The organism is Photobacterium leiognathi, from assembly GCF_030685535.1.
Classification (GTDB): domain Bacteria; phylum Pseudomonadota; class Gammaproteobacteria; order Enterobacterales; family Vibrionaceae; genus Photobacterium; species Photobacterium leiognathi.
Map to the genome: position 1 here is coordinate 1,119,779 of NZ_CP131599.1, position 13,045 is coordinate 1,132,823.

At 38.0% G+C, this 13,045-nt stretch carries 12 protein-coding genes and 1 pseudogene; 9 read left to right on the forward strand and 4 right to left on the reverse strand.

Features of this window, described 5'->3' with window-relative positions; genetic code table 11:
* Positions 1 to 66 precede the first annotated feature (66 nt).
* A pseudogene (cqsA, locus tag Q7674_RS05185) lies at positions 67 to 1,237 on the reverse strand (alpha-hydroxyketone-type quorum-sensing autoinducer synthase).
* A 207-nt stretch (positions 1,238 to 1,444) separates the two neighbouring features.
* On the opposite strand from cqsA, the gene Q7674_RS05190 reads away from it, so the two are divergent.
* The 6 genes from Q7674_RS05190 to Q7674_RS05215 all read left to right on the forward strand — a co-directional run bounded on the left by Q7674_RS05190 (position 1,445) and on the right by Q7674_RS05215 (position 6,781).
* Positions 1,445 to 2,101 (forward strand): HAD family hydrolase, encoded by a 657-nt coding sequence (locus tag Q7674_RS05190; protein WP_045065738.1) that lies wholly within the window; start codon positions 1,445 to 1,447, stop codon positions 2,099 to 2,101.
* Between the two features lie 334 nt (positions 2,102 to 2,435).
* Positions 2,436 to 3,035, forward strand: a complete 600-nt coding sequence (locus Q7674_RS05195) for a LemA family protein (protein WP_305421955.1) — start codon at positions 2,436 to 2,438, stop codon at positions 3,033 to 3,035.
* Positions 3,035 to 3,796, forward strand: a complete 762-nt coding sequence (locus Q7674_RS05200; protein ID WP_045065742.1) for a TPM domain-containing protein — start codon at positions 3,035 to 3,037, stop codon at positions 3,794 to 3,796. The genes Q7674_RS05195 and Q7674_RS05200 overlap by 1 nt, the downstream gene beginning before the upstream one ends.
* Positions 3,797 to 4,420 carry a TPM domain-containing protein gene (locus tag Q7674_RS05205; protein WP_008989083.1) on the forward strand — a complete coding sequence of 208 codons (624 nt, stop codon included), beginning with the start codon at positions 3,797 to 3,799 and terminating at the stop codon, positions 4,418 to 4,420.
* 295 nt (positions 4,421 to 4,715) lie between these two features.
* Positions 4,716 to 5,540 (forward strand): GIN domain-containing protein, encoded by an 825-nt coding sequence (locus Q7674_RS05210; protein ID WP_045065743.1) that lies wholly within the window; start codon positions 4,716 to 4,718, stop codon positions 5,538 to 5,540.
* 167 nt (positions 5,541 to 5,707) lie between these two features.
* Positions 5,708 to 6,781 (forward strand): acyltransferase family protein, encoded by a 1,074-nt coding sequence (locus Q7674_RS05215; protein WP_045065745.1) that lies wholly within the window; start codon positions 5,708 to 5,710, stop codon positions 6,779 to 6,781.
* Positions 6,782 to 6,929: 148 nt separating this feature from the next.
* Here the strand turns inward: Q7674_RS05215 and Q7674_RS05220 are convergent, their stop codons facing one another.
* Positions 6,930 to 7,460: a hypothetical protein gene (locus Q7674_RS05220; RefSeq protein WP_045065746.1), complete on the reverse strand. Its 531-nt coding sequence runs from the start codon at positions 7,458 to 7,460 to the stop codon at positions 6,930 to 6,932.
* Positions 7,461 to 7,928: 468 nt separating this feature from the next.
* Between Q7674_RS05220 and Q7674_RS05225 the strand changes: the two genes are divergently transcribed.
* Complete coding sequence (locus Q7674_RS05225; protein ID WP_305421961.1) at positions 7,929 to 10,028, forward strand: S9 family peptidase; 2,100 nt, start codon at positions 7,929 to 7,931, stop codon at positions 10,026 to 10,028.
* Between the two features lie 173 nt (positions 10,029 to 10,201).
* Here the strand turns inward: Q7674_RS05225 and Q7674_RS05230 are convergent, their stop codons facing one another.
* Both Q7674_RS05230 and Q7674_RS05235 read right to left on the reverse strand, forming a co-directional pair.
* Positions 10,202 to 10,552 (reverse strand): GlpM family protein, encoded by a 351-nt coding sequence (locus tag Q7674_RS05230; protein ID WP_045065750.1) that lies wholly within the window; start codon positions 10,550 to 10,552, stop codon positions 10,202 to 10,204.
* A gap of 108 nt (positions 10,553 to 10,660) precedes the next feature.
* Positions 10,661 to 11,158 (reverse strand): DUF2867 domain-containing protein, encoded by a 498-nt coding sequence (locus Q7674_RS05235; protein WP_045065753.1) that lies wholly within the window; start codon positions 11,156 to 11,158, stop codon positions 10,661 to 10,663.
* 195 nt (positions 11,159 to 11,353) lie between these two features.
* Between Q7674_RS05235 and Q7674_RS05240 the strand changes: the two genes are divergently transcribed.
* Both Q7674_RS05240 and Q7674_RS05245 read left to right on the forward strand, forming a co-directional pair.
* A complete protein-coding gene (locus Q7674_RS05240; RefSeq protein ID WP_045065754.1) occupies positions 11,354 to 11,734 on the forward strand; it encodes a hypothetical protein in 381 nt (126 codons plus the stop codon).
* Between the two features lie 368 nt (positions 11,735 to 12,102).
* Positions 12,103 to 12,972: a VirK/YbjX family protein gene (locus Q7674_RS05245; protein WP_237156714.1), complete on the forward strand. Its 870-nt coding sequence runs from the start codon at positions 12,103 to 12,105 to the stop codon at positions 12,970 to 12,972.
* Positions 12,973 to 13,045: the final 73 nt, after the last annotated feature.

Genomic DNA, 13,045 nt, shown 5'->3' on the forward strand with positions numbered 1-13,045 from the left:
AAAAAATACCCACTACCCTCATAACGTTTACGTGAACGTAAGGTGGTAGTGGGTAAAAAATCTAAATTACTTTAGTGCTAAATCCTCTCGCATAGCTTTGCAAACAGATACGATGGTTTCAATTTCCTCATTGGTTACATCGCTGTTTAATGAAATACGAATAACGTTCTTATTCTTTGGTGTCGCTGGGGAGCAGAACACAGAACCAAAAACATCACGTGATTCTAGATAATCACGGATCACTTCGGTATTTTCATCATTACCACTTTCCAATGCGATAATTTGGGACTCACTTTGAATGCGATATCCAGCATTCCCTAAGCCTGCACGTAACTTTTCAGACTGAATAAATAAGTTTTTACGCTTATCATCAGCCCCTTTAATCACATCCAATGTGGCTTTTAAGATCTCTAATTCATGATTGAGCAAAGCTGAACTAAAAATCGCAGGAAACGCAGTAAACGGGAATGACTGTGCAACTTCCTTACTACATAAAATCGCCCCTGCACGATAAGCAAAGGCTTTTGCTAAACTTGCCGTTAAGAAATCAACTTGATCTGTAAGCCCTAATTCAGCCACCAGCCCTGCACCATTTTTACCATGCGTACCTAATGAGTGAGATTCATCTACCAACAAGGCACAACCGTAGCGATTCGCTATCTCCACTAATGTATGCAGCGGAGCAACCGTACCAATGGTGCTGTAAACCGAATCCACCATGATCAATCCAGGTCCTTCACGTTTAATTTGTTTTTCTAAATGACGCATATTGTTATGCAAGAAAGTTTGAATATTCCCTTCAGCGCGTTTTGCCCCATCCCATAACGACATGTGAGCAAAGAAGTCGATATAAATCGGCGTGCCTTTAGGAATAATGGTTTGGATCAGTCCGACATTTGCCGCCCAACCTGATTGTGAAAGGACACATTTATCAAAACCAGTCAGTGCTGCCAATTGCTCTTCAAATGTATCGCCTGTTTCTGATTGGTGTTGAAAAACAGCAGACATGACCACTTCATGTTTATGTTCAGTGATGGCTTTTAAGTGTTGTTGACGAATATATTCGTTACCGATGATCGCCAAGTAATCATTACTTTGCAAGTTAATTGATGTTTCTGAAGGAGCTTTACCTAATACAAGATGTTTTTTATTTTTACGAGAGTAAATATCTGCCTCTAAATGAGCATCAACTTTTTTTTATAAAGCTAGGAAGTGATTTAATTTTTACATTTTTCATTGTTATTACTCTTTTTATTAAAAGGAGTAATAATTCTACCAATAAGATTTCTTAAATCCTAAATAAGTAAGTATTTAATTAATATGCTTATGTCACAATTAACAAATTTAATGTTGAGTAATCAATCTAATTTAACAACGCATTTATTTCAATAAAACTTACTTATTAGTATAATATAATTTTCTTATTTAAAAGTTAGCCGATCAAATGAAATTCAGCGCATTTATTTTTGATATGGATGGTTTATTACTTGATACTGAACGTGTTTGTATGGATGTTTTTAAACAAACTTGTAAAAGTTTCAACCTTCCCTATTTAGAAACAGCTTACCTTAATATCATTGGACGTAATGAGTCAGGTGTTGAAGAAGTATTACGTGCTAGCTATGGCGATACTATGGACTACCCTGTTTTTAGAAAACAATGGAAACAGACTTACCTTAACATTGTCGAAAATCAGGCAATTCCAGTCAAAAACGGTGTCATAGAGCTACTGCAATGGCTACAACAGCAACATGTACCTATGGTTGTAGCGACATCAACGAATAAACAATTAGCATTAAAGAAACTTGAACTTGCTGGGCTTAGTTCGTTCTTCTCTGCTATCACTGCGGGTGATGAAGTCAGCAAAGGCAAACCTGATCCAGAAATTTACCTACTTGCGGCTAAACGACTGAATGTTAAACCAGAGCAATGCCTTGCGTTTGAAGATTCTAATAATGGTATAACTGCAGCGATTGCTGCCAATATGCACGCTTTTCAAATCATTGATTTAGTAGAACCAAGTGATGAAGTAAAAGCCTTTGGTCATCATGTTTTCTCTTCAATGCATGAAGCACTAGCATTATTAAAGCAACAAGTTTGATAAACAATATTAAAGCGAAATAACTCTAACTCTGGCGAACATGTCAGAATTAGATCCATAGAACAGGAATTCAACCAAACAGCTCAAGTTTTCCCCTTCTTGAGCTGTTTTCATTTATCTCATTCCTAACAAAACTAACCATTATCTAGCGTAACTTAGTAATAAATATTGCTGATGTTTCATTTTTTATACTAAAAATAACAATGACATATTTATAACACTTGTTTAGTTTTATTTATGCTTAATATGTATAGAATAGTGCAATTTTGCATTGTTCAATTACCTATAAACAAAGCAAATATCACTGAAACAATACATAACATAAGGGATACTGATGTTTAAATTTCCAAAAATGCTGAAATGGGTATTTAGCCTTGCTCTACTTCTTCAATTAACAGTTTGTGGTATCAACACCATCCCGACACTTGATGAGCAAGTAAACGCAGACTGGGCACAGGTAGAAAATAACTACCAACGTCGTGCAGATCTTATCCCTAACCTTGTTGCGACAGTAAAAGGTTATGCAAGCCATGAAAAAGACACATTAACCGCTGTGACTGAAGCGCGTTCAAAAGTCTCTTCTATGCAAGTCACACCAGAGACATTAAATAACCCTGAAGCATTTAAGAAGTTTGAAGCAGCCCAAGGCGAGCTAAGCAGTGCGCTGTCTCGTTTAATGGTGGTTTCAGAGCGCTACCCTGATCTAAAAGCAAACGAGCAATTCGTAGCCCTACAAGCACAACTTGAAGGCACAGAAAACCGTATTGCTGTGGCACGTCGTGATTACATCAACAGCGTAAAAGCATTCAATACTGAAATCCGTACCTTCCCTGGTCGTATTTGGCACTGGATCATGTACAGCGATCTGAAAGCAAAACCAAACTTCTCAGCAACAACACCCAATGCTGATGTTGCACCTAAGGTAGCCTTCTAATGATGAAAAAAGTCCTGTTATTTGCCGGACTCTTGTTATTCATAAGCCATGCTAGCTTTGCTCAACCCGTGTTTCCTAAACTCACGGGTCGAGTAGTTGATGAAGCGCATATACTCAATGCCACACAAAAGCAGCAGCTAGAACAGCTGCTTGCTGATGAAGAAAAAACCTCATCAAACCAAGTAGTGGTGGTTACCGTGCCTTCAACTAATGGCGTCCCTATTGCTGACTACGGTTATCAACTGGGGCGTAAATGGGGCATTGGCACCAAGCAACATGACAATGGCGTGTTATTGATTGTTGCTTATAACGACAAGAAAATCCGAATTGAAGTCGGTTACGGTTTAGAAGGTGCATTGCCTGACGCAACCGCAATCAGCATCATTAACCATGAAATCAAACCTGAATTTAAAGCTGGTCGCTTTGCCCAAGGTATCGAAAAAGGCACATTAGCCATCATTGGTGCCATTAAAGGCGAATACAAACCCGTTATTCAAGAAGAGCAACCACCATACGATCTCTACTTGTTTATTCTGTTTGTAATTGTTATTCAAATCATTGCCTTTAGTCGACGTCGCAGTAACCGTTCACGCTATTACCGTCGTAATGGCGATGTCTTTAGTAGTGGTGGCTTCGGCTCATCAAATCACTTCCCACACTCTGGTGGTAACGGCGGTTTTGGTGGTGGAAGCAGCGGCGGCGGTGGCTTTAGTGGTGGCGGTGGCGGCTTCGGTGGCGGCGGCGCATCAGGAGGATGGTAAGTGAAGCTATTTACAAATGAACAACTAGAAACAATTAGCCAAACCATTGGTGATATTGAGAAAACAACCGATGCCGAGTTAATGACCGTTGTGGCTACCCAAGCTGACGATTATTACTTTGTACCAACGTTATGGGCAGCGATCATTGCATTATTTATCCCTGCCCTACTCAACTTCACGCCTTTTTGGTTAGAGCTAAACGATATTCTAATGTGTCAATTAGCAGGCTTTATCGTCTTTACTCTGCTATTTAGAATACCAGCGATTAAATACCGCCTAGTGCCAAAATCCGTCAAACATCGCCGTGCGAGCTTAGTTGCGAGAGAGCAATTTCTTGCCAACGGCATTCACCGTACAAAGCAGCATTTAGGCGTGATGATCTTTGTTTGTGAAGCTGAGCATTATGTTGAAATAATCACTGATTACGGCATTAGCGAACACATTAGCGATGAAGCATGGAGCTCGATTGTCTCCGACTTTACCCATAATGTGCGTGATGGCAAAACTTACGAAGGCTTTCTGCAATGCTTAGAGCAATCGAGTAAGTTATTAGCGAATGCTTATCCACTAACAGAGGCTAAAAACGAATTACCTAACTGTTTAGTGGTCATTGGCGAAGCCTGATTTACACTTGCTATATAACAATAAAGGCGCTCATTGAGCGCCTTTTTCTTTATTACCATTTTGATGTGTATATAAGCAGCTAGGCACTTCTCGGCAACAACGTATTAAATAGCTTAATCAGTGTTTCGCCCTAATATCACGCCCCGTCATTTGTTAAATAAACAATGTTTCATGTATCACCCATTAATGTTATTTTACAAAAGATTGGCAGTTGTTAACAAAATAACACTATATTTTTTGTTTAACGTACCCAGCTACGTTGTATACAGTAATTAAACATTTAAAAGGACATCCGATGAGAAAATGTTCACTTTTCGTAACAATGCTCCTGGCTATTGGTACCCTCTCTTTTTCAAAAGCTATGGCTGAAACCGTAATAATGCATAAAAATATTCAAGGGGTTTCCAAGATCACTTTAAATTCCGCGGGGGATCTTTTCATTAAACAAGGGAATAAGGACTCTCTAAGAATAGAGATAGATAAGGCACTCGTACCTGAACTTGATGTATTTAAAACTCGGAACACGCTCAATTTAAACCTAAAACATAGTAATAACTATCAGCCTAACTCGGTGAAATACTACGTTGTTATGAAAGACATCACTGAGATTAGTACAAAGAACTCAGGAAAAGTTGTTATTTCCTCTAACATCAAGGCAAAAGATCTTGATTTAAATGCCGAAAATAGCGGTAGTATTTCGGCTGAAAAAATTAATGTCCGTGATTCAACCAATATTGCACTCGTTAATAGCAGCAGTATTTCAGTTGGAAATTTAAATACAAATAACTTCCAGCTTAACCTGAAAAATAGTGGGTCAATTAATATCAGCAACCTTAATGCAAATAACCTTAATTCATCACTTGCAAATAGTGGTTCCATTAATATTTCAGAAGGTAAGGTAAATTTGCAAACGATTAAACTTGAGAACTCAGGAACATATAAATCAGGCGTCCAAGCTAGTCATGCAGATATTCATATTTCAGGCTCTGGTAGTGTTTATGCCGATATAAAAGATCAGGCTTCAGTCAATATTTCAGGTAGTGGTGATCTCTATCTTACAGGAACACCCGCGCTTAAATCGGTATCTATAACGGGATCAGGGCAAATACACTCAATGTAAGCTTACCCATTTAATCTTATCTAAGATAATCGTCACGAGCATGTGATTCGATATAAACAATAAACAACTGATTTTAAAAATAGAAAACTCACATAAACCAGCTGTTTTTATTCTTATCATGCTGTCTTTTTTGGAGTTTTAAAAAGTTAAAACAAAACAGGAAACTAATGAATAATTCAATAAAAGCTAAGCGCTACGACTACCTGGATAATATTAAGTGGGTGTTGACGATAATTGTGATTTTGTTTCATAGTGCGATGACGGCATACTGGAATGACATCGGGTATAATTTGCCTCCCGTCAAAGCATCGATGCAATATCAATATTCGATATTAGACACATTTGTGAAAATCAATGTGTCATATTTCATGTCACTATTTTTCTTTATCTCCGCTTACTTCGTTCTCCCCTCCTTTGAGCATAAAGGGGCTGTAAAGTTTATATTGGATAAACTAAAGCGCCTCGGACTTCCTACTTTAATGACCTTACTGGTGATCTTTCCAATCATGTCGACTGAATTTGCCATATCAAACATTAAAGACTTTTTCCTTTCCGGAAATATTGAATTAGGCGTTACCTGGTACTGTTGGACCTTGTTCGTGTTTTGCGGGGTATTTACACTCTACTCTCAAATCAGCGCTAGAAATCAAAAAGTTTTCGTTGATAAACCGATCCCTTCATTTTGGACGATTCTACTGTTTACGATCATTATGATCCCTTTCAATTTCTTTGGCTTGTACCTAATGAAAACGCTAGGTAGTGATTTCTTGGGCTTTCATCTCCTTAAAAATTTTCCTATGTATATCAGTATGTTTTACTTAGGTATTATGACTTACAAGTACCAATGGCTAGATAAGCTGGAATTGAAACACGCCTTTTATGGGATCCTTATGTGGATTATAGCGATGTCATTCATCAAGCCGATAGCTTCCGGCTATGGTTTTGATGCAGATATGGTTACTCGTGGATTCACCGTGATAGGTATGTCGATGTTTCTGCTATATTGCTTCAAAGAGCTATTCAATACCAAGGGGCGATGGAGCTCATTATTGACCCGAACCGCTTTTGCTGCTTACGTTGTGCAGAATGTCCCAATGAAATTTACCGCAGATTTTTATCAGTCTTTTATGACTCAGACTCCCTTAATAAACTTTGTCGTTATTGCTATTCCTTCGGTGATAGGCTCTTTTGCGATTGGCTATCTTATTTGTAAGACACCCATCCTAAAACGTATCTTCTGAAAAACTAAATATGTGACTCTGTCATCGGGTGACGGAGTCACATCAAGTTAGATTTATAACTCATATAACCCACAGTAGCAGTCACAAATACCCCCATCTACACTACATCTCCTTACTTTACACTCTATCCTTAATCGTCTTGCGATCCCTAGGTTTTGTGAATAAAAGAATCGTTCTGATGGTAAATCGTATCCATTTTGCTTGCGTAAGTATTTAACATATCGACGGCTTCAGCAAAGTGATATTGCTCGCTGGCATGGTGTGATAGTTCGGTTTCATCAATCGTTAACTGCATATCTTTCTGATACTGAGAGTGATATTCCACCTCTGTAGAAAGCTCAATGTTCACATTCGTATCAAAATAGGCGGTTTCTAAACGCATCTTTTCATGCGCTGATAAGGTTTTATTGGCATCAACCACCATTTGCGCTAATTCTTGCTTAACATCTTTAACTATTTGATCTGTGGCATCGGTGATCGTCAAAATAGGGGTTTCATTATCGTCACCGATGATCGTGACTGTGGTGGTGAGTTGCTCGTCATACACTTCCCCTAGCCGAACTTCCCCACTGGCGACATTGACAATATTTTGTGATGTGAGCAAATGGTAAAAAGACTGTCCACCAATAACGATAGCGCCTGTAATAATTCCTAAGGCTATAATCAATGCGTTCTTCATAAACATATCTACTATCAACGAGTTATGTTTTTAATATTATGCTCGAACCAAAACCTTTTTGTGATTAACCTCACACTATTTTGTTTTATCGCAGTAGCAATAGCTGACGTTTACAAATAAACAAACACTGTATTTTATAAATCCCTATAAAACCAAACAGTTAAAGTAATTACTCTATAATTGAAAAATACAATTACATATCTCACTGTTTATAAAAGGGAAAAGAAATCCACACCAAAATTGAGCAGAATAAATCACCATGCTATTACTGGTAGGCATTGATATCTTCTGAATATGCCCCCAAATAATAAGCAATAAACGGGGTAAATAGAAAAGCAAATAGCGATCAAACATCGCTAACCATAAAACGCTTATACTCTATATAAACAACGTGTTACGACGTGCGTTGGTTCCTATTTTTTCGTTTTCTTTGTTATCTCCAATATCAAAGAAAATTCGTGGAAGGACATGACTGTGAATACAAAAACAACAAACGTGGCTCAAGATCTTCAAGCGCCGATTGCCAAGAAAATCCCCCACACAATGACCATCCATGATGATACTCGCATCGACAACTATTATTGGATGCGAGATGACAATCGTGCCGATCCTGAAATCATTGCGCATCTTAACGCTGAAAATGCCTACACTGATGCGGTAATGGCGCACACAGAGGCACTACAACAACAGCTATTTGAAGAAATTAAAGGTCGTATCGTTAAAGACGACAACTCAGTACCAGTTAAACAAGGGAACTATTTCTATTTCAGTGAAGTGACTGGTGATAACGAATATGCCGTATCTGTTCGTGCTGATGACTTTAACGGCACGCATAAAACAGTCTTACTCGATGTCAATGAACTCGCTAAAGGTCATGAGTATTATAACGTTTCTAGTATGAGCGTTAGCCAAGACGAGAATCTATTAGCTTATGGCGAAGATACGGTCAGTCGTCGTATTTACACCATTAAAGTGAAGAACTTAGCAACGGGTGAATACCTTGCCGATGAAATCACAGGCACCAGTGGTTCTATTGCATGGCAGAACGATAACAAGGCGTTCTACTACATCAAAAAAGATCCACAAACCCTATTAGGTTATCAGGTTTATCGCCACCAGCTAGGTACTAACCAAGCTGACGATACGCTTATTTTTGAAGAAACCGATCCGTCTTTCTACACCTCAATTGGTAAGAGTAAAGATAACGAGTTGGTGTATATCTGGCACTCAAGTACTGAAACCAGTGCGGTATCAATCATTGACGCTAATGATCCAAATGCCACTGCAACGCCATTTTTAGAACGTGAAGAGGGCTTGGAATACAGCATTTCTAAATTGGGTCAGCAGTTTTACGTATTGACGAACTATGAAGCGGTTAACTTCCGTTTAATGAAAGTCGATGCTGATAAGCTGGGCGATAAAACAGAGTGGCAAGATGTGATTGCACCGCAAGAAGGTGTAATGCTGGAAGACTACGAGCTATTTGATAACTTTCTTGTTTACCAACAGCGTTCTAATGGCTTAACCCATATTACGGTTCGCCAATTAGATACCAATGAAGAGCGTGAATTACGCTTTAATGATGAGGCTTTCACCGCTTTCTTCTATGGTAATAAAGAGTTAAATACCAATAAGCTACGTCTTTACTATTCAAGTATGACAACGCCAGCCTCTCACTACGATATCAACCTTGATAACAGTGAGTTTACGTTATTAAAGCAAGCTGAAGTGTTAGGTGATTTTAACGCTGATAATTACCAATCTGAACGTTTAATGATCTCTGCACGTGACGGTAAATTAGTGCCAGTTTCTTTGGTTTATCGTAAAGATCTATTCAAAAAAGACGGCACCAACCCGTTATATCAATACGGTTATGGCTCCTATGGTTCAACTATTGACCCAAGCTTTTCATCATCACGCTTAAGCTTGCTTGATCGTGGTTTTGTTTACGCGATTGCCCATATTCGTGGCTCTGAAATGTTGGGTCGTCCTTGGTATGAAGACGGTAAAAAACTGACCAAGCAAAACACCTTTAATGATTTTATTGATGTGACCAAAGCCCTTGTTGAGCAAGGCTATGGCGCTAAAGATAAGATCTTTGCCGTTGGCGGCTCTGCAGGTGGTTTATTAATGGGTGCTATTGCCAACCAAGCACCTGAATTATATTGCGGTATCGCAGCACAAGTGCCGTTTGTGGATGTGGTAACGACTATGCTTGATGAGTCGATCCCACTGACAACGAACGAATACGATGAATGGGGTAACCCAAATCAAAAAGAGTACTATGAGTACATGCTAAGTTACTCGCCATACGATAACGTAGGCAAACACGACTATCCAAATATGTTAGTCACAACAGGTTTGCATGACTCACAAGTACAGTACTTTGAGCCAATGAAATGGGTTGCTAAGCTGCGTGAAATGAAAACGGACAATAACCGTTTGCTGTTTAAAACCGATATGGAAGCTAGTCACGGTGGCGCATCCGGTCGCTTTAAAGCACTGCATGAAGATGCTCTAGAATATGCTTTCTTTATCGATCTATTAAATGAAAAAGAGTCTAAATGATTAGTTAATAATCTAAACAAATAGGTTTAATCGCATTAATATCATGGCGTGTTCGAGATTGAAATCATCACCGATCACGCCATATTCTCTGCATTAATGTATATAAGCTTGAGATTTAGTGTTCATGTCTCCGTTCATGTCACCATTCCCCCTATCTCACACTATTCTCTAACCTAACTCAATGCAGGGCTAAACTTTGTCCACCCCATTAGTAACAAACAAGCAAAGAACACCCACACTAATGCTGCCAATGATAGCGTCCAAACTAGCTCATATTTATAACTAAAGTAATAAACAGCAATAAGATATGCCGCATAAGGGATTAACGAATAGAGCCCAAATAATGCCGTCATACGCAAATCTGCCATGGTGCGTTCTGTACCGACAATGTAGTGAGCGATTAAAGCAAAGGTGGGAAATAACGGCACTAAGCCTGAGATATAAAAGCTCTTACTTTTAGAAAGTAACGCAATGAGTAAAACAGCAAAAGCCCCTAACAAGCACTTGAAAAATAACGCTACCATCGATGATCTTCCTTTATCAGATCGCAGTGATCACTTCTTAGATGGCAGCAATTTACCTTAAAATTCAAAACAAGAGTTAATAGTAAAGTGTTACACCTTATTAACTGTTTAAATACGCTTTGCACGCAATGCTTGAGCAATACAAAACTTAGCTACCAACTTATGAAAAGGCTTAATGAACGCCATGTATAAACGTCCAGATCGTGTTTTTAAATTCACCAATGTTGAAACCGCATATTCTCTTTCAGAAAGCTTTAATACGGATAACCACATATCCATATTTTTCTCATAAGCTGCAGCAACTACCTCCGTTTCCGATACCGATTCAAATACAAGAAAACCAGCTTGTTTACCTGTGGCGATTTGCTCTTTTGGTAACGACATTTCCGTTGCGCCCGCTGAAAAACCTAGCCACCCCATGATCTTATTTCTTATTTTCATTGCAATAATCACAGGCTTAGGTAGATGGGCAAAAATCGCATAATACACATCAATAGCATTTAAGTTCTGTTGACTAATATTGACGGAAAAGGAATCACGATAATAGCGACCTTTTTCATTGCCTGAGATCCCTGCTGAATTTGGAAAGGTAATTTCTTTGATCATTGTAAGCTCTCCCTGATAAACGTATCTCTACATTAACAAATATTCCATTTCCAGATACTTGGGATAAGTGGTGCGAACGCACATTCCTAAATGATATTTACAATTAATCTACATCATCGTTTCTACACTTTTTTCACCTTGGTACTTTTATCCTTTCCAGACTCTTCAATTCACTGTCTTTATCCAAGGATAACAATGTCAAAACTGACTTTATCAAGGCTATTACTGATCATTGGCTCAATCTTTTTTCTTGGCAGTATGGGTCTAACATTAAGCCATATCGGAGATCCCCATTACCAAACACACAGCTGGTATCACTTCTTTCGAGAAGCGAGCAGTAACTTGATTTTATTAGTGATGGTTTACTTGATTTACTTTGGCTCAGCTGCATGGAGAACACCAACATCGTGGAAAATATTATGTGTGATTTTTGCCGCTTTCTTTTTACCGTATTGGATGGGTGCGCCTTTTAATGATGCATTGAGTGCGCCACATTTTCGTGCTGCCTTAACGCATACATTACAAGCGGGATTAATGTACAGCTCTCTCTTGATTGCTTATTCAGAATTTAAATAGTTGAGTTTTTGATGATTGAACTTTTCAGAGCAAAAATATTAACCTAATTTGCTAATGCTTTAACTCGTTATACATAGAAATATTCTATTCATAAAAACACATAAAACTAAGCTGTGATTTATATTAATAAACAGGATTTCGACAATACTTAATATAATTAAAAACAAAAGTATCAGTTTGTAAATATCAATCACCTGTTCAGCTTTCATTAATTAAAACACTGTTTAATTTAGATTTTAATATTCCATGGTTATTCCAAAGAGAATATCCATACATAATAAACATGCATCTTTATAAGGTTTATCGAAATGTCTATTCAGAGCATAACATCAGGTACGGTGTTTAAGCATGGATCATTTTTATCAAACATGCGTTATTCAGACACCACAGGGATTGATAGAATCAGGAAAAAGTTTCGCCTCTATTGCTGGTGTGTTTTATCGCCTAAAGTAACTAATGAATTAATAAGCTGCTTCGATGTTCCATTGCTTAAAAAATTAATTACGGTACACCCATCTTTTATTGAAAAACCATTAAAACCATACGGTTGCTTGTCATGGGATAAAAACCAAAGAACACGGATGCTGAAAAAGCATCTGCAATTTATGCTGAACAATTTTTCTTCAAACCTTTTAAATATATACCAGCATAAAGGCTATAAACTTTGGCAAATAACAGATAAGAACGACAATATTTACAATATATATCTTGATGCAGGTTACTCACGCGAGGGCTCTATCGGCATTACATTAACGGATAATAACGATACACAGTTGTATTGTATTAGTTTTACCGTTAACCAGGAGCAAAGCCTTTTACATATTGGTGCTTTACAAGGCCCAGACAGTGATATTGAGAACCGTCAAGCACTTATTAAACAGTTAACCAAAGGATTGTATGGCTTACGCCCTAAAGCATTAATGGTTGAATTAGTTCTTATTTTTGCGGACTGTTACCAATTAAAAAATATTACTGCCGTTAGCAATAAAGGTCATATTTACCAAGCACTACGTTATATTGGTTCAAAACGCACTGCTGTTAGTTGTGACTATGATGAGTTATGGCAAGAATATAATGGTATTAAGCAAAACAAAGAATTATATCAGTTGCCGTTATCACCGAAACGAAAAGACTTAACCCTACTCAATAGAAATAAGCGCAAGCTGTATAAACATCGTTATCAGTGGCTTGATGAGTTAAAGCCATCACTGCAATTAGCTCTTCAATCATCAAAGTAAAAAAGAAAACGCTCTACAAAAACAGAGGCTCTGAACAAGTCAGAGCCTTTTTTCAATCTTTTGTTCTAAACCT